General features: G+C 32.9%; 20 protein-coding genes. 18 read left to right on the top strand and 2 right to left on the bottom strand.

The features are described 5' to 3' along the window. Positions 1–86 precede the first annotated feature (86 nt). Positions 87–1,085: a D-2-hydroxyacid dehydrogenase gene (locus OCV48_RS03525; protein WP_147591165.1), complete on the top strand. Its 999-nt coding sequence runs from the start codon at positions 87–89 to the stop codon at positions 1,083–1,085. A 72-nt stretch (positions 1,086–1,157) separates the two neighbouring features. Then, entirely contained in the window at positions 1,158–2,525 is a 1,368-nt protein-coding gene (locus tag OCV48_RS03530) for a CapA family protein (RefSeq protein WP_147591166.1), read from the top strand. A gap of 3 nt (positions 2,526–2,528) precedes the next feature. On the opposite strand, the gene OCV48_RS03535 is transcribed toward OCV48_RS03530, so the two are convergent. Further along, the gene (locus tag OCV48_RS03535) at positions 2,529–3,155 is read right to left on the bottom strand and encodes a hypothetical protein (RefSeq protein ID WP_147591167.1); all 627 of its coding nucleotides are present in this window, start codon (positions 3,153–3,155) and stop codon (positions 2,529–2,531) included. Positions 3,156–3,431: 276 nt separating this feature from the next. Next, positions 3,432–3,911: a 23S rRNA (pseudouridine(1915)-N(3))-methyltransferase RlmH gene (gene rlmH, locus OCV48_RS03540; protein ID WP_021982458.1), complete on the bottom strand. Its 480-nt coding sequence runs from the start codon at positions 3,909–3,911 to the stop codon at positions 3,432–3,434. A 270-nt stretch (positions 3,912–4,181) separates the two neighbouring features. Here rlmH and rlmD point away from each other — a divergent pair, with 270 nt between their 5' ends. The 16 genes from rlmD to OCV48_RS03620 all read left to right on the top strand — a co-directional run bounded on the left by rlmD (position 4,182) and on the right by OCV48_RS03620 (position 17,862). Continuing rightward, positions 4,182–5,570, top strand: a complete 1,389-nt coding sequence (gene rlmD, locus OCV48_RS03545; protein WP_021982457.1) for a 23S rRNA (uracil(1939)-C(5))-methyltransferase RlmD — start codon at positions 4,182–4,184, stop codon at positions 5,568–5,570. Positions 5,571–5,850: 280 nt separating this feature from the next. Beyond that, positions 5,851–5,976: a hypothetical protein gene (locus OCV48_RS03550; protein ID WP_021982456.1), complete on the top strand. Its 126-nt coding sequence runs from the start codon at positions 5,851–5,853 to the stop codon at positions 5,974–5,976. Further along, positions 5,976–6,146: a type I site-specific restriction-modification system R (Restriction) subunit and related helicase gene (locus OCV48_RS03555; RefSeq protein WP_021982455.1), complete on the top strand. Its 171-nt coding sequence runs from the start codon at positions 5,976–5,978 to the stop codon at positions 6,144–6,146. Before OCV48_RS03550 ends, OCV48_RS03555 begins: the two co-directional genes overlap by 1 nt. A gap of 5 nt (positions 6,147–6,151) precedes the next feature. Continuing rightward, on the top strand, positions 6,152–6,856 hold the full coding sequence (locus OCV48_RS03560) for a DEAD/DEAH box helicase family protein (protein WP_262558839.1): 705 nt from the start codon (positions 6,152–6,154) through the stop codon (positions 6,854–6,856). 349 nt (positions 6,857–7,205) lie between these two features. Continuing rightward, a complete protein-coding gene (locus OCV48_RS03565; protein WP_262558842.1) occupies positions 7,206–8,342 on the top strand; it encodes an SAVED domain-containing protein in 1,137 nt (378 codons plus the stop codon). Continuing rightward, positions 8,343–9,497 carry a nucleotidyltransferase domain-containing protein gene (locus OCV48_RS03570; RefSeq protein ID WP_021982452.1) on the top strand — a complete coding sequence of 385 codons (1,155 nt, stop codon included), beginning with the start codon at positions 8,343–8,345 and terminating at the stop codon, positions 9,495–9,497. Further along, complete coding sequence (locus OCV48_RS03575; RefSeq protein WP_147591168.1) at positions 9,487–9,993, top strand: hypothetical protein; 507 nt, start codon at positions 9,487–9,489, stop codon at positions 9,991–9,993. Before OCV48_RS03570 ends, OCV48_RS03575 begins: the two co-directional genes overlap by 11 nt. Positions 9,994–9,997: 4 nt before the next feature. Then, entirely contained in the window at positions 9,998–11,002 is a 1,005-nt protein-coding gene (locus tag OCV48_RS03580) for a helix-turn-helix transcriptional regulator (protein WP_147591169.1), read from the top strand. Between the two features lie 138 nt (positions 11,003–11,140). Then, complete coding sequence (locus tag OCV48_RS03585; RefSeq protein ID WP_021982449.1) at positions 11,141–13,363, top strand: Piwi domain-containing protein; 2,223 nt, start codon at positions 11,141–11,143, stop codon at positions 13,361–13,363. Between the two features lie 182 nt (positions 13,364–13,545). Next, complete coding sequence (locus OCV48_RS03590) at positions 13,546–13,770, top strand: helix-turn-helix domain-containing protein (protein ID WP_021982448.1); 225 nt, start codon at positions 13,546–13,548, stop codon at positions 13,768–13,770. Positions 13,771–13,791: 21 nt separating this feature from the next. Then, positions 13,792–14,346: a type I restriction-modification system subunit M N-terminal domain-containing protein gene (locus OCV48_RS03595; protein WP_021982447.1), complete on the top strand. Its 555-nt coding sequence runs from the start codon at positions 13,792–13,794 to the stop codon at positions 14,344–14,346. Between the two features lie 338 nt (positions 14,347–14,684). Then, entirely contained in the window at positions 14,685–14,852 is a 168-nt protein-coding gene (locus tag OCV48_RS03600; protein ID WP_021982446.1) for a hypothetical protein, read from the top strand. Positions 14,853–14,885: 33 nt separating this feature from the next. Next, the gene (locus OCV48_RS03605) at positions 14,886–15,146 is read left to right on the top strand and encodes a hypothetical protein (RefSeq protein WP_147591170.1); all 261 of its coding nucleotides are present in this window, start codon (positions 14,886–14,888) and stop codon (positions 15,144–15,146) included. Positions 15,147–15,313: 167 nt separating this feature from the next. Further along, positions 15,314–15,481 (top strand): hypothetical protein, encoded by a 168-nt coding sequence (locus OCV48_RS03610; protein ID WP_021982444.1) that lies wholly within the window; start codon positions 15,314–15,316, stop codon positions 15,479–15,481. A gap of 259 nt (positions 15,482–15,740) precedes the next feature. After that, positions 15,741–15,938 (top strand): hypothetical protein, encoded by a 198-nt coding sequence (locus OCV48_RS03615; RefSeq protein ID WP_021982443.1) that lies wholly within the window; start codon positions 15,741–15,743, stop codon positions 15,936–15,938. 271 nt (positions 15,939–16,209) lie between these two features. Beyond that, on the top strand, positions 16,210–17,862 hold the full coding sequence (locus OCV48_RS03620) for a glycoside hydrolase family 13 protein (protein ID WP_021982442.1): 1,653 nt from the start codon (positions 16,210–16,212) through the stop codon (positions 17,860–17,862). Positions 17,863–18,036 lie beyond the last annotated feature (174 nt).

The following is an 18,036-nucleotide window of genomic DNA, read 5'->3' on the forward strand; positions in this document are numbered from 1 at the left end:
TGTATATATAACAGATGGAGCTGTATTTACGGCTCCTTTTGTTGTATTATAGGAAATATATAATATTTAATGAAAAGGAGCAGTTTATGCAGAATGAAAAACTTACAATAGTATTACCTGACTGTGATACAATCAGCAAGGGTGATTTAGACTTATCTTCATTAAGTGAATTTGGGGATGTTATAACCTATCCATTAATAAAACGTGAGGAATTACCAGAGAGACTTGAAGAAGCCGATGTGATATTATGTAATAAGATTTTACTCAACGAAGATTCCTTAAGAAACGCAACAAAGTTAAAATATATTGGATTATTTGCAACAGGATACAATAATGTGGATTTAGAATATACTAATGCCAGAAATATTACTGTATGCAATGCAGGAAGTTATTCGACAGATGCAGTTGCACAGCATACGTTTGCATTAATAATGAATTATTATAATAAGGTAGCAAAGTATGATAATTTTGTTAAAGATAATGGATGGAAGAATAGTAAAATATTCTCGCCATTTATATATAATATGAGTGAGTTAGCCGATAAAAACATAGGTGTAATAGGTTTTGGAAGTATAGGTCAGAAGGTATGTGAAATTGCGAAAGCATTTAATATGAATATTATTGCATTTTCAAGGAATGAGAAAAATGTAAATAATATAATTAAGAAAAAATTTAATGATTATAGTAATATAAGATATGGAAGTATCGATGATATTGCGAAGAATTCGGATATCATAACAGTACATTGTCCATTGAATAATGCATCAGAGAAAATGATAAATGAAGAATTCCTAAGTAAATGCAAGAGTAACTGTTATTTTGTTAATACATCAAGAGGCGGTGTCGTTGATGAGCATGCTTTATGTAGGGCTCTTAATAACGGAGTAATTGCAGGTGCGGGAATTGATGTACTTACAACAGAACCGATGGCAGAAGATTGCGAACTTCTGCATGCAAAAAATATTACAATTACACCACATGTAGCATGGGCACCACTTGAGACAAGAGAGAGATTATTAAATATTGTTAAGGATAATCTTAGAGCATTTATTAATGGAGAACCCCAAAATGTTATTAGACAATGAGGTATAGTTAATGTATAAAGACTAAGTTAACAGATAAGTACGAAGTTAACGAATAAAGAATGAGGTAAACAGATGAAGAAAATAAATAATGTATTACTGTGTATAATTATTCTGACATTAATACTGACAACAGGGTGTGGCAGTAAAAGTGATTCTGCTAAGGAAGCTGCAGCATTAGAATCATCAAGCAGTATAACTACTAGTAATTTAGAAAGTACTACAATTACTGATGACTCAGAAAATGGTACAGCTTCTGATGACTCAGAAAATATGACAAACGATGAGTCGAGGAATCAGATAAATTCAGAAGATGATAGTAATTCGTTAAGTGGCAGTACATTAGGTGGCAGTACATTAGGTGGCACACAGGATAAAAGTGATAGTCAGAATAATAATAATGCTACAGAATTTTCATTAGTGATGGTTGGAGATGTGCTGCTTCATACACCGGTAAGCGATAGTGGTTTAATGGAAGACGGCAGTTATAATTATAGCCATTTATTTAGAAATGTAAGAAACGATATTGAAGAGGCGGACATTGCACTGGTTAATCAGGAAGTAATACTTGGAGGAACAGAGCTAGGATTATCAGGTTATCCTGCATTTAATGGGGCATATGAAGTTGGAGATGCACTTGTAGAAGCTGGTTTTGATGTGGTTCTACATGCTACAAATCACGCACTTGATAAGGGCAGACGTGGTATATTAAATTGCATTAATTATTGGAGAACTTCACATCCGGATATGGGAGTTATAGGAATTAATGAATCACAGGAGGAGCAGAATAATGTCTATGTAAGAGAAGTAAATGGAATAAAAGTTGCTATTCTGAATTATACATATGGAACAAACGGAATTTCGCTTCCGTCTGATATGCCATATTGTGTAAATCTGTTAGACGGTGGGAAAATAGCTAAAGATATGGAAATTGCAAAGCAGATTTCGGATTTTATAATAGTATGTCCTCATTGGGGAACAGAATACACACATAATGAGACGGCAGAACAGGAAAAATGGGCAGAATATTTTACGGAACTGGGTGCAAACCTTATTATTGGAACACACCCACATGTTATAGAACCTGTGAAATGGGTTGAGGCATCGAATGGAAATAGAGCATTAGTATATTACTCAATAGGTAATTTCATCAATGCCACAAGTGATTACGGACGAGGTGTTGCGAATCGTATGATTGGTGCAATGGCAAAAGTAATAGTAGCTAAAAATTCAGATGGAAGTTTTTATGTAAAAGATTATAGTGCAATTCCACTTGTTACACAGATGATTAGTGGGCGTGGGCAGATTACTACATATAAATTGAGCGACTATTCCGAAGAATTAGCCGCTCAAAATGAAATTATATCAAGAGATTCAGTATTTTCACTGCAATATTGTAAAGAGCTATGTGATAGCGTATTTGGTGAAGTGAAACACAATTAGTACTTACTCAAAAATTTGCTGGTAGATATCTTCAATAAGCTTATCAAGATATGCTTCATCTAGTTCACCGAATTTATCAGATATTGCCTTTTTAATAAATGCTTCACGTTCAAAATAAAGATTGGCTTCATCGGTCGAAGAGAAATGTTCATCGATGGAGTCTTTTGTATATGTATCAGTTATATAAGAGATAACTGAAGAAGTGAAGTCCTCCTCTGACTTTATCTCACTCTTAATCTTTCCTGCACTTTTTAAAGATACAATTCCACCAATAAGGAAAACATTCAGTAAAGCTCCCATAACTATATAGAACAGAATTCCTGAAAGTCCCTCAAATGCAAAATGAATTGGCAATACATCAAGAGCATTGAGAATTAAGAAAATGTCACCTAAGACACCTACAATTATAAGTGATAATGACGAAGAATGTAGGTCTTTATATTTATCTGATTTAGTAATATATTGTTTACCAGAGTTAGATATAAAATCTTCGCCTGAATTATCATTTGTAAATGCATCCTCAGATGTATTTGTATCATTGTCAAGCTCATCTACAAGTTCACATTCACAATCAGGACAAATAGTTTTACCCTCAACATACTTGTATTTACATTTAGGACAGTATGGCATATTAACCTCCGTTTCTGCATACATTTTCATTGCTGCCATAGAAATATTAATAAAAATAATAAAATAAATAGTAATTATAATTATTTGATTTAGTAAGATTATATATGAATTACAATATAAAGTAAATGAATATATCAGATTTATAAAAGTATTGTGAAATAAGGTGTTATATGACAATACTTTAAAATTAGCAGATTTTAACTTTTATAATATAATTCATATGAATAAACGTTATAAATTGTTTATTGTATAATTCATATGGATAAACGTTATAAATTATTTATGATATGGTTCGTTGTTAATAATTCTGTATGAACGATAAATCTGTTCTAACAAAATTACGCGCATCAATTGGTGTGGAAATGTCATTTTTGAAAAACTTAATTTGTAATCAGAACGATTTGACACATTTTCAGATAAACCAAGTGAACCTCCGATTATAAAAGTAATGTGACTTGTGCCTGAAATTCCTAATGAATTGATTTTCTGTGCCATTTTCTCGGAAGAAATCATTTCACCATTGATTTCGAGGGTAATAACATATGAGTCATCGGAAATATTTTTTAAAATACGTTCGCCCTCCTTATCTTTAATCTGTCTGTTAACAGTCTCAGATGCATTTTCAATGGTTTTCTCATCCTGCAACTGAATTATTTCAAGTTTACAATATTTAGAAAGCCTTTTAGAATATTCAGCTATTGCATCTGACAGATATTTTTCTTTAATTTTACCAACGCAGATAATTGTAATCTTCAAGTTTAAACCTCCGGTAATGTAGGATTTTAGATGAGTGTATTAAATTATATAATAACGATATAACAGAATTTGAAAATTTTAAATACTCAATCTTTATATATTAATCACTAAATTATATAATTATATTTTTCAAAATAATCTTAATAATTTTACTATTTTTAATTGGAAATGACAAGGACTGTTTCGTTGCTTTATTTGCTTTATTGTGTTACATTAATAGAAGTACAAAATGTTATCGGTTAAAAATACAGATAAGAAAGGTCATATAAAATGCAGGATAAAAAAGATAATAAGTTTAATAAAAATGTTAATATAAAAAATAAAAATACAGGAAATATAAATGGCAAAAATAATGATGTCCAAAATGCAGGTAAGCAAAATGTTAATGGTAAAAATAACAGTTTAAAGAATGCAGGTAAACAAAATGTTAATAGTAAAAATAACAGTTTAAGGAATGCAGGTAAACAAAATATAAATGTTAAAAATGTAAGTTTAAAGAATTCACATAAATCTTCTGTCTGTCCATATTCTATTAAATGTGGTGGCTGTGAATACATTGATATGCCATATAAGGAGCAGCTTAAATTAAAAGAGAAGCAGGTAAGAAAACTTCTTAATAAACATTGTGAAGTAAAACCGATTATTGGAATGGACAATCCATTTAATTATAGAAATAAGGTTCACGCAGTATTAGGAAGAAACAGACATGGAGAGATTCTGTCTGGAATCTATGAAAACAATTCTCACAGAATAATAAATGTTGAAAGCTGTATGATTGAGAATAGAAATGCTGATGAAATTATACAGAGCATAAAAGGTCTGTTAAAATCATTTAAAATAAAGGTGTATGATGAGGATACAGGATACGGACTTCTAAGACATATATTAGTAAGAACTGGTCATAAGACAGGTGAGGTTATGGTAATTTTAGTATTAGTGTCACCAATTCTTCCGTCAAAGAATAATTTTGTTAAAGCCTTAAGAAAATTGCATCCTGAGATTTCTACGGTCGTAATTAATGTAAATGATAAGAAAACAAGTATGGTTCTGGGCAAACGTGATATTGTATTATATGGAAAAGGATATATAGAAGATGTGTTATGTGGAAACAGATACAGAATTTCACCACAGTCATTTTATCAGATTAATCCTGTTCAGACAGAAGTCTTATATAATAAAGCAATTAAGTTAGCAGGACTTACAGGCAATGAAATGGTTATTGATGCATATTGTGGTATTGGAACTATAGGTATTACTGCAAGTAGTAAGGCGAAGGAAGTAATTGGTGTGGAATTGAATCCTGATGCTGTTAAAGATGCATATAATAACGCTAAGATAAATGGAATCAAAAACATAAAATTTACGTGTGATGATGCCGGAAAATTTATGGTTAAGATGGCTGACAATGGAATGACGGCTGACGTAGTATTTATGGATCCACCAAGAAGTGGCAGCACAGAAGAGTTTATAGATGCAGTTGTTAAATTGTCACCTGACAGAGTTGTATATATATCGTGCAATCCTGTGACTTTAGAAAGAGATTTATGCTATTTTGAAAAGTGTGGATATATGGCAGTGGTGGATTATCCAGTAGATATGTTTGCGATGACGGGACATGTGGAGACGGTGTGTTTGCTGTCGAAGAAATGCCAATTTTAAGCGGGTTTGTGGCCTATTTTGAAGGAAACATATCGCAAAAAAGGTTTAAAAATATGTGCTTGTATTGAAAAATTGAATACGAGTCTAGTAAAAATAGACCTTTTGGCGTAGTTGGTATCAGGTGCGCTGAAAGGTTATTTTTATGGAATTTTGTACGCGGAGAGGTAATGGGCTGTACGCTGAAATATGTATAGATTTAGATTGATTTTCGGCGTCTCTGCACTTATAATAAATGGTAGAGTAAAATGTCGTATTTTATAAATTTATTGAGGTAAGAAATATGGAATATATGACAATTAAAGAAACAGCAGAAGAGTGGAATCTTTCAGTGAGAAGAGTGCAGACAATCTGTAACGAAGGAATGAATATCTGCCGAATAGCACATCTGCTGTTAAGGAAGCTTTGATGGGAGGAAACACAGAAAGTGATTATCTGCTCTTTATTGATGAAAAAGCTATTGCAGTTGTTGAGGCAAAAAGAGAAGAGAATCCTCTTGGTGATGAAGTCAATAAGCAGGCAGAGGACTATGCTGTTTCTCCACAGGACTGGTATGGTTTGAGAAGCTTATTCCTTTAGTGTATATGGCTAATGGAAATAAGATATATTTCAAAAATATGCTTGTTGAAGATAGTGATTATGAAGAACTGTCACAGATGCATTCTCCAAAGAAGATACTTCAGATTGTTAGAAAGAAATCGGAGTATGGAGCACTTCCATTGATCGAGAAACGTGGTCTTCGTGATTGCCAGTATAGAGCAGAAGTTAAGTTTGAGGAGTCATTGAAGATGGGGAATAAAAAGAATCTGGCAGTGCTTGCTACAGGTTCCGGTAAAACTTATCTTGCATGTTTAGCTTCATACAGATTGCTTAATTATACACCTACAAAGAGAATTTTATTCCTTGTAGATAGAAATAACCTTGCAAGGCAAACAGAGTCTGAGTTTAGCGTGTTTGACCGCACAGAAGGCCAGCAGAAAATGGGAAATCTTTATACAATCAACAGACTTAAGAAGGAAGAAGATATCAAGGGTGATATTGTAATTTCTACAATTCAGAAATTATTCTGCGTATTAACTGGTCAGGAAATAAATGATAGTGATGAAGATGCTGAGGATGAAAAAGCTAAAGCAGATGAAGAAAAGGATAGTAAGACAGTAGTTGACCTGGGTAATGATTTGAAGCTTCCACCAGACTATTTCCAGTTAATTATTGTGGATGATGAGCGCGTTATAATAACGACAAAGTTAGAGAAATCCAGTAAAATCAAGGGGTTAGCACTAATTTAGTCCTTATTTTTATACCATTTTATCGGTAGATTTTGGCTAGGGTCTGAACAGTAACTAAGTTTAAATTATTTTCTTGTGTGTCACATTAATGCGACATATAATATAATAGGATAGAGTCATAAAAGGAGTTGAGAAACATATTTTGAGGGGGTAAGTACTAAATAACGATGACATGAAAAAGGAAGTTTTCTAACGATAAATGTTTATATATGATGTATGTATGTTTAAATTATACTATATTTATGACGAATGAAGTGCAAATACACTATATATAGTTGCTACGTGTTGAAAATGGGAAAAAATTGTGATATTATTTAATAAAACAGAACATAAGTTTGGCGGTGAAAGGATGAAAAGTGATAGAAACAGAGAAATACCAGTTAAAATTGAAAGATCTTTGTGGGGCATATCGGCAGGACGATGTGAATTTGAGGGATGTAATCGTTTTCTTGGCATAAATCCAATTACAATGGAAACTGGAAATTATGGCGAAAAAGCACATATTGAAGCGGTAAGTGAAGGTGGAGCAAGATATAGGGAAGTAATGGATGTTACAGAGCTTAATTCTACAGATAATCTTATGCTTATGTGTGCGAAATGTCATAAGACCATAGATGATAATCCAGAGATATATCCTGTTGAAAGGCTTAGAGAGATGAAGAAAAGTCATGAAAACAGAGTTTACTGGTTGACTGAATATGATAATGTACAGAAATCATATATGGTAGGCTATTTTGCAAATATCAAAAACTATCAACCTGAATTTGATAATGCTCAATTTTGCAAAGCATTAGTGAGTGATAAGAAAATTCCAAGCGAAAGATATATTAAACTGATAGGTTCTTCAAATATGCCTTTTAGTGATGGTACAAAAGAGTTTTATCTTATTCAGGAGAAACAGTTAGAGCAGGGTGTGGAAAGAGTCATAAAACAGTGCATTCATGAAAATGAAAATATTTCAATATTCGCACTTGCACCAATTCCATTATTAATGAAATTGGGAGAAAAAATAAGTGATATTGCTAATGCATCAGTATTTCAATGTCATAGAAAAGAAGAAAAATGGTCTTGGGATAGGGAGAACAAGGACATTGTGAATTTTATTATCCAAATGCCAGAACAGGTCAATCAGAAAAGAGTTGCTATAAATATTTCTCTAAGTGCAGACATAATTGATTCTAGAGTAAAGCACACAGTTGGAGAAATATCAACTTACAAGATTACGATTGAGAATCCTAATAGACTTTTTGTTACTAATAAGGGGATTATTGATGATTATATCAAAGCTTTTAGGAATTGTATGGAAACAATAAAGAATGATAATCCAGAAATTGAAGAGGTTCTTGTATTTCCGGCAATGCCTAACTCACTTGCTATTAGAACAGGTATGGATTATATGCCAAAATGTGATCCTACACTTATTATTTATGATCAGGTAGAACAGTCGAAAGACTTCATTGAAACAATTACGATTGGAGGTAAATAAATGGCAGAAGAGCAGAAAAATTATATTAATAAACTATATGAATATATTGTAGATGAAATATCCATATCAGATACAATGTTGGACAAGGCAATTAAAAGTTATGGCGCAGTTGGTAAGTGGTTGGGTGATTGTGATCCCAGTTTGGATGTTAAGATAATGCCACAGGGTTCTGTAAATTTAGGAACTGTGATAAAACCCATATCTGATGAAGATGATTATGATATTGATCTTGTATGTCTGTTGAAAAATGGAGGTGAGATGAAGGCATCTGAAATCAAGGAAATAGTAGGTCGAAGGCTTAAAGAACATAAAACATATAATGAAATGTTAGAAGATGAGGGTAAGAGATGTTGGACACTTCGATATGATGAATTTCATATGGACATTTTGCCTTCTGTGCCTAAGAATCATTTATATATTGAACCTGAAAAGACTGAAATAAGGCTGACTCATAAGTTAGATAATGGTTCGTATATTGATAAATTTAGTAATCCAGCAAAATATAAGTTGTGGTTTGAAGACAGAATGAAAACAGTTCTTTTGGAGTCAAAGAGGACTTTTGCAATGAAAAATCAAGTTGAAATAGATGATGTACCTACATATTCTGTAAGAACACCTTTGCAGAAAGCCATTCAGCTCCTTAAAAGACATAGAGATATTTCTTTTGCTAATGACAAAGAAGGGGTAGCTCCAATTTCAATAATAATTACTACTCTAGCTGCAAGGGCGTACAACAATGAGACGAATGTATATGATGCTTTAAATGGGATTCTAAGTCGTATGGCTTACTATATTGAGAAAGATGAAAGTGGAAAATACAAAATATGTAATCCCGTTATGGAAGAAGAGAATTTTGCTGATAAGTGGGCAATTGAGCCAGAAAAAGCAAAAGCATTTTTTGATTGGTTGGAAAGAGCGAAAGAGGAAATTATTACAAAGCCTATGCTTCTTGAAGGTGTGGTTGAGCAAAGTAAGTTGGTTAAATCATGTTTTGGCGATAAGGTAACCAATAGGGCATACAATAGAATTGGAGAAGAAACAAGAATAGCGCGCGAGAATCAAAATCTTTATACAAGTAATCTAAAGGGTGGCGTTTCTACTGTAGCGGATGAAGATTCAAAACCAATACCGGGGCATACATTTTATGGAGAATAAAAAGAAAAAGTATTTTGGAGAACCGTTGCTTAGACTTGTTGATCAAAAAACAGATTTAGAGCTAATGTATCCAGAATCAAAAGCTAATATTAAAAATGGCGTATTGACTTGGGTTGGGGTTGTTAAAACAGGACTATTTTCTAAAGAGTATACAATAAAAATAGAGTATAGAATTGGAAAAAGTCCTTTGACTTGGCTTGTGAATGAGAAATTGGATTCAGAAACATATATGAAAATTCCTCATAAATATAACGCTGATTTCAATGCGGGAACAGTTCAGCTTTGTTTATATAAACCAAGAAATAAAGAATGGATGAAGCATTATTCAATAGCTAAAACTATTGTGCCGTGGGCTATTGAGTGGCTGTATTATTATGAAATTTGGCAGATAACTGGTGATTGGCAAGGTGGGGGAGCTCATCCGACTCCGAAGGCTTGTAGGAATAGTGATAAGTATAAAGAAAAGATTGAAGATAATAAATGTATGAGAGGATAACTTTATGGCGGCAGAACGTAAAGAAAAGGTAATAAGAGTATTGCAGATACTTCAAACAACTGATAAAAAGACCCCAGTCAATGCAACTCAGATTGTGGATAAGCTTGAAAACGAATATGTAATAGGCAAGACGGATCGTCGTTCAATATATAGAGATGTAAAGATGCTTCAGTCTTGTGGCTATCCAATAGAACAGGCAAAGGATAAAAAACAGGGCTGGTATATGGACAAGCATGCATTTGATGACTGGGAGATTAAGGTTATGATGGATGCGGTTCAGCAGGCCAGATGTGTATCGGTCGCAGAGGCTAATAAGATTAGAGAAAAACTGTTAGAACTTACCAGCAAGAGAGGAAGAAGTAGATTTTCTCATATGATGATGCCTATATCTTGTAATGTAGAAGTAGATACAAAACTTGGTGAATATATAGAAATAATGCTTGAAGCCATGTTTATGCATAAAAAGATACAATTTCAATACACAGAGATAAACGACAACATGGAGAAGATTCTTAGACGAGAAGGAAAGGTTTATATCTTAAATCTGTATACGATATATTGGTCGGATAATAATTATTATCTTATAGGGTCGCACGACAATCATGATGGATTGACAAGTTACAGACTTGACCGTATTGAGAATTTGACAATATCAGAAGAGTATTCGATTGATGCAAAGGAAAAGATAGGTCAAAATCCAGAATTGTATATTCAGGAGTATATTGAAAAGAGTGTGAATCATTTTTCTGGAGAATCCATAAGGATTGAAGTTGAGTATGAGCCAAATCAGGTTACAAACGCAATTTTATATGATTTTGCAGGTAGTAGTGTAAAGGTAAGGAAACAAGCAAATGGAAGTTGCAGAGCTGTGTTTTCAAAGATGAATAGTGTGACACTTACAGGGTGGTTTATGCAGTATGCAAATATGTTTAAGGTGATAGAACCTGAGAAGTTAAGAAATGAATTGCAAGAACAATTAAAAGAAGCAGTAAAAAATTATGAAAAATAAGAGAGAAAGGAAGTCATGTGTTGGTTTCTTTTTTTGTATTAATTTCTACACCAGTCGCATTAATACAACTGGTGATGTCGTAAGATTTAGTTAGCATGGAAATATTATATACAAACTTATATATAGTTGGAGGTTCAAATGGAAAAGGATTTACGTATGGAAGTGTTTTCTTCTAAAGATATTGTCAGAGCAACGTGCTTACATGTATATCAGTTACATACACAGAAGATTGATAACACATTTTCAATTATCAGAGGAGCTGCATGGAAACTAAGAAATTATTTTCATGTGGGAGTATTTGAAGATGGAAAGAGGATATATACTACTGAGAAAATTGAAGGAACTGTCCCCAATGCCGATTTTATCATTGAATACGAGGGATTTAAGGAACTACCAGTTCTGGAGAACAGAAAGATATATTGTGAGTTAATCAAACATTTTATTACACAAAATTTATCAGAGGTAATGGTGTATGATAAATATCGTAAGTATTCATGTAAGAGTAGTGTCACAAGTAAATGGATTATGACAAATCAAGGATTCAAAACATTTATATCTAAGAACAAAGAAATAAGTCTTGAAAGAAAATACAATTTTTGGGTTGAAATATTAGATAATGGAAAGGCTTATCTTAGACTTGATACGGGAAGTGTTTTTACTTCGAATCTTACAGTAAATGATTATTTGGTAAAAGGTGTTGACCCTATTGGGATGGAAGTGAAAAATGATTGGGCGAAGAACAATCAGACAGGTATTTTAACGGAAATCTGTGACTTTACAGTTACAGATAAACTGGATTTTACGGATAGTCTTAAGGCATACTATATTGAGCGTAAAGAAGGATATCGTGTAGAAAAAATCCCTGATGATACAAAAGTGGTTAAAGTGGAATTGCAACCGGGTAAATCATATCCATATTATCCGCAGGCGTTGAAACCTGTATTGACAAGAGAAAAAGTTGGACAGATAGATGCTACTTTTTCTCTTCAGATAGATTCATATGTTAAGAGAAATATGCAAACCAGATTACAGTTGGATATAGATTTTATCAAGGATGTAGGTTCTCTTTCTGAGTTATCTGATTTGGAATTTAATACAGAAACATGCACAGTTGAAGAAATAGGATATACAAAAGGAACGGTTCCTTTACCTAATTTGATTTGTGGTAAGGATAAAGCTCTCGAATGTGGTAAGGAATTACAGGTGTTCAATTATGGATTCTATAGAAAGACAGATAGAAAAATAAAGATTGGCTACATTTACCCTAAGAATACATTTGACAAAATGAAGGCAGTTGTAAATGAGATTTATTCATTTGCAAAGCTTGGAAAGTATCAAGGGGAAAAAGATAAATACATAGTGGAGGGACTACTCGATATTCAGGCAGAACCAATGATTAAGGAAGAATATGAGCTTGGAGATTTGACTGATTATAAGAGAGCTGCCAACAGATTGCAGAAGGTTAAGGGAATAGACATTGTAATTGCACTTATTCCAGACGGTATTGATGAGGATGGACCATATAATCCGTTTAAGACAATATGGGCAAAAGCGAATATACCATCGCAGATGATAAGCATGAAAACCGCTGAATTATTTGCCAGAGGTAAATCAGAAGGCAATAAATCAAAGTATTACCTTCATAATATTATTCTTGGAATCCTTGGTAAAACTGGAGGTATTCCATGGATTGTAAAAGATATGCCGGGAAATGTAGATTGTTTTGTTGGTCTTGATGTTGCAACAGTTGCAAAGGGAATTCATTATCCGGCGTGTTCAGTAGTTTTTGATAAATATGGCAGGCTGCTAGGGTTTTATAAACCTACAACTCCACAGCAAGGAGAGAAAATAACAACAAGAATATTGCAGGATATATTTGATCAGGTGATTTTTTCTTATGAAGACAGATTTGAAGAGATGCCAAAGAATGTGGTTATTCATAGAGATGGTTTCAGTAATGAAAACGATGATTGGTACAGGAACTATTTTGGGGCAAAGGGTATAGAGTACAGCATTATTGAGGTCAGAAAGAATGTTAGTTCAAAACTTATCTTACTACAGGATGATAAGATTATGAATCCTACAATGGGATATTGTGTTTACAACAATAACAAGGGATATTTGGTTACTACAGATATGAAAAATAAGAAAGGTTCACCTAATCCAATTTTAGTTGAGAAAAAATGTGGTAATGTTTCAATGGCGCATATTCTTACACAGATTCTATATTTGTCACAGTTACATGTGGGGTCGACACATAAAATGAGACTTCCTATTACAACCGGGTATGCGGATAAGATATGTAAGAATAGAGATTTCGTACCTGAGGGTAAAATGGATGATAGGTTGTTTTTCTTGTAAGATAGTTTTTGGCTTCTTGTAAGATGTTTGGGTGAGATATGTTGCCCCCCTTTTCTTTGAAAAATGATATCCAATATTTGCAAATGCAAATTGAGTATTCGCAATTTGTTTGGTATAATGGTACCAGTGTAATTGGCATAGTATTGTTGGCATAGTATTGTTGATGAGAAAGGGAAAAATTTATGGCAATTAGTTATAACGGATTATGGAAACTGCTGATTGATAACAACATGAATAAAGGCGATTTATGTAAGAAAACTGGTCTTAGTTCCAGTACGATGGCAAAGATGACAAATGGTGAGTCTGTTAAGTTGTCCGTATTAGAGAGAATATGTAAGGAACTGGATTGTAACTTTGCAGATCTTGTTGATTATGTTGATGATAGCAAAGTGAAAAAAGAGAAATAAATCGTTCAGGAGGAAGAAAAAATGGCAACAAGAAGTACGAAGATAAATCAGAAAGCAGATCTGATATGGGCGATAGCGGATAAGCTAACTGGAGTATATAAGCCTCATGAGTATGGTGATGTAATCCTGCCTCTTACAGTGATTCGAAGATTTGACTGCATTTTATGCGATACTAAGGATGCAGTTTTGAAGAAATATGATGAAGTAAAGAATCTGCTGATGAAGGATGTATTGCTCCGTAAGACATCCAAATTTTATTTTTATAATACAAGTAAATACACATTTGAACGTTTGATGGATGACCCGGATCATATTGAATATAATTTCAGAGATTATTTGAATGGATTCTCTGAGAATGTGCAGAATATCTTGGAGAAATTCAAGTTTGACGGACATATTACAACCATGGCAAACAAGGGGATTTTCTACATAGTGTTGAAAGAGTACACAACAGACAGAGGTAATCTACACCCGGACGAAATTTCTAACCTTGAAATGGGCTATATTTTTGAAAAAATCATCAGAAGGTTTTCAGAGTCCCATAACGAAGATGCAGGACAGCAAAGTGGAGATTGATATTCCGCGATAAAATGAATGTACAGACAAATCAAGAGGCAGGGGTTATTCCCTGCCTCTTTTGTGAAATTGATTTTATTCGTGTTTTGGTATATAATATGTGATAGTGGAACAAGGAGTAGTCTGTAGTTTCGTAGGAGAGATCATATGGAATATTTATCAATAAAATAAACAGCAGAAAAATGGGGTATTTCAGTCAGGAGGATTCAGGTACTTTGCACTGAGGAACGCATTCCTGGCACCATAAAGATTGGTTCTTATTGGACCATTCTTGCATAAAGCTTACAGGTCGAGTTCCAACCACTAAAGAAGTGGGTAGCATTAGGTATTCCGAGTTCATGGAGTATTCAAGGGAAAATTGGAACTTTTATATTGAGCCAAAAGCGGATTCCTACTTAGATGCAATGGAATTAACACAGGATGCTAATGAACAGGAGCTTTCTGAAATTGATATTGACAGATTAGAGTCTCTTGCAAATTTGATGTGTGATAAATCGGAATTATAAGTTTAGGAGAAAAGTGTTATGAGACAATATCATATGATAAGTGCTAAAAGAATGGGATGGGATCAAATATATGATTATTATCTTTTTCCAACAGATAGATACACTAAAAAAAGTGCATTGGCTGAGTTTTACCCTGTTACAAAGGAAACTATGAAAAATAATGGGCAATGGTATAAATATACCGCATATGAGTTTAGAGGAGAAACATACTATGATATTATATACGATGGAATATATGATGAAAGTAATTTATTAAGACGTGGTTTCACAAAAGAAGAATTAGATAATATGTAGATAAACTACAATTTTCAGAGAAATTTCATGGTGAGAAGAAATAAAAAAATTTTTAAAGTCTGTAAAAAATGCAGGACCTTTAAGAAGGAGCAAAAATCCACAAAAAGGAGGCATTCAATTTGAAAAAGAAAAAAAGATGAAATACAATTTAGAAAGGAAGAATAAAAATGAGTAAATGGTGCTGTAATTTTGATTCTGGAGACTATGAGTATATAGACCAAGATGGCTTTAGTATTGATCGAGGCGAATTTGTTTACAATTGGGACGATAATGAGTATAGACTTGAGGAAGAAGAGTTTCGTAACATGTCACTTTTGGATGATGAAGACGAATAAATAAAATTTGCAAACAAAACACCCATTCCGGCAAATAAAATGTACTCTTGGAATTTGCATAAATTGAAAAAATTTGGTTATATATTCAATTTTTGCTTCCATTTTCATGTCATACACACTATGAAAATGTCATTATATATCAAAAAACTATTTCAGAATTCTTCATTTAGTAAAGGTAAATGATAAAAAAATTGACTTTTATACCCTAAAACATTATGATTGAGGGCATAAAAGTCAATTTTTTGTTGGAGTGAAGATTATGAATGAAATATTAAATGCAATAAGAAGAATGATTAACGAAAATCTGTCAAAGTACCTGTCTGACGTTGCAAAAGAAAATCTTGAAGAAAATGGTGTTATTTATTATATGAACGGAAATAATGGAACAGAAATAGATTGTATTGGAGTTAAAGAAATTAAAAATGTAATTATATCTGTATGTATGAAACAAATCTGAAAGTCATCTATACTTGATGACAATAAATTCAGGCAATTCATTTGGAAAACTGAGATTGTCAATGCCTTCTGAATGTTATCATTTTAGATAAGAAGCAAAATAAAATTTCTATTTCAGCAAGATTGTGTCATAAAATAAATAAATAATGCAAGACTAACTTAAGCTGAACCGTTATAATATCATTAGATATACTTAAAATGATATAGAATAAATACGTTTTAAGTACAAATATTCAGAAAATTATATTATAGAGAAATGAGAGGTTTTGATTATGAATAATACAATTAATCATGAAAAGAATAATGAAAAATGGTGGAAAAATGCAGTTGTATATCAGATTTATCCAAAAAGTTTTAAAGACAGTAATGGAGATGGAATCGGTGATTTAAAGGGAATTATCAGTAAGATACCATATCTTGGAGAACTTGGAATAGGTGCAATATGGTTATCACCTGTATGTAAATCGCCTCAGGCTGACAATGGATATGATATCTCTGATTATCAGGATATTGATCCGATGTTTGGAAATGTTGATGATATGGAAGAACTGATAGAAGAAGCTAAGAAATACAATATCCGTATTATGATGGACCTAGTGTTAAATCATACATCGAATAAACATAGATGGTTTGAAGAGGCTAAGAAGAGCAAAGATAATCCATATCACGATTATTATGTATGGAGAGATGGAGAAGAGGGTGTTGAACCTAACGATATGAAAGGTGTGTTTGGTGGAAGTGCATGGGAATGGGTACCGGAGATTAAACAATATTATTTTCACCAGTTTTTACCTGAACAGCCTGATTTGAATTGGGACAATCCTAAGGTAAGAAGAGAAATTTACGATATGATTCTTTGGTGGATGGATAAAGGTGTCGGCGGTTTCAGACTTGATGTTATTGACCAGATAGCAAAAGAGCCGGATAAGAAAATCACTATAAATGGTCCTAGATTACAGGAATATTTTCATGAATTAAGCAAAGAGACATTCCAGAAAGGTGACCTTATTACAGTTGGAGAAGCATGGGGTGCTGATATAGAGCGGGCCAAATTGTACAGTAATCCTGATGGAAGTGAATTTTCAATGGTATTCCAGTTTGAACACATCGGATTAGACCAGCAGGAGGGCAAAGAAAAATGGGATTTAGCACCATTACCTTTTATAAAATTAAAACAGATAATGACACGCTGGCAGAAAGAACTTCATGGCTGTGGCTGGAATAGCCTGTTCTGGAATAATCATGATTTGCCTCGTATAGTTTCAAGATGGGGAAATGATGGAGAGTTTCGAGCAGAGTCGGCTAAAATGTTAGCCATCTTACTTCATGGAATGCAGGGAACTCCTTACATTTATCAGGGTGAAGAAATTGGAATGACTAATGTCAAATATGATATTGACGATTATAGAGATGTTGAAATCCATAATATGTATAGAGAGCGTATAGAAGCAGGATATTCCAAAGATGATATTATGCGTTCAATTTATGCAAAAGGAAGAGATAATGCGCGTACTCCTATGCAGTGGGATGATACGGAGAATGCAGGCTTCACAGATGGAACACCTTGGATAAGAGTAAATGACAATTATAAAGAGATTAATGCTAAGGCACAGATAAATGATCCTGATTCTATTTTTAGTTGTTATAAAAAACTTATACAGTTAAGAAAAGAGTATTCTGTATTAGTTGATGGTGATTTTGATTTATTATTAGAAAATGATGAAAATATTTTCGCATATCAGAGAAAGAATGATAAGCAGACAATGGTTGTAGTATGTAATTTCTTTGATAAAACAATAGAAATGCCTTTAGAAGATGAAGTCAAAGATATGCAGATCTTACTTGCGAATTATTCTGGCATAGAAGATACATCTGTACTTAGACCATATGAGGCAAGAATTTATATAAAAGAGACTTTTAATTAAACTTTTAATCAAATCAGAAAGTAGCTAAGTTTTAGTAATTTTTGTTATGAGAACTTAACTTTTTAAATCGTACTAAATAAATGCGTTCATATTAGAATAAATAGATATATTTGAATTTTACTTAATAGAAACATTTAATTGAATAGGTAAAAAAATGTCGAAATATAAAAAAAT

The organism is Bovifimicola ammoniilytica, assembly GCF_025567085.1.
GTDB lineage: Bacteria > Bacillota > Clostridia > Lachnospirales > Lachnospiraceae > Bovifimicola > Bovifimicola ammoniilytica.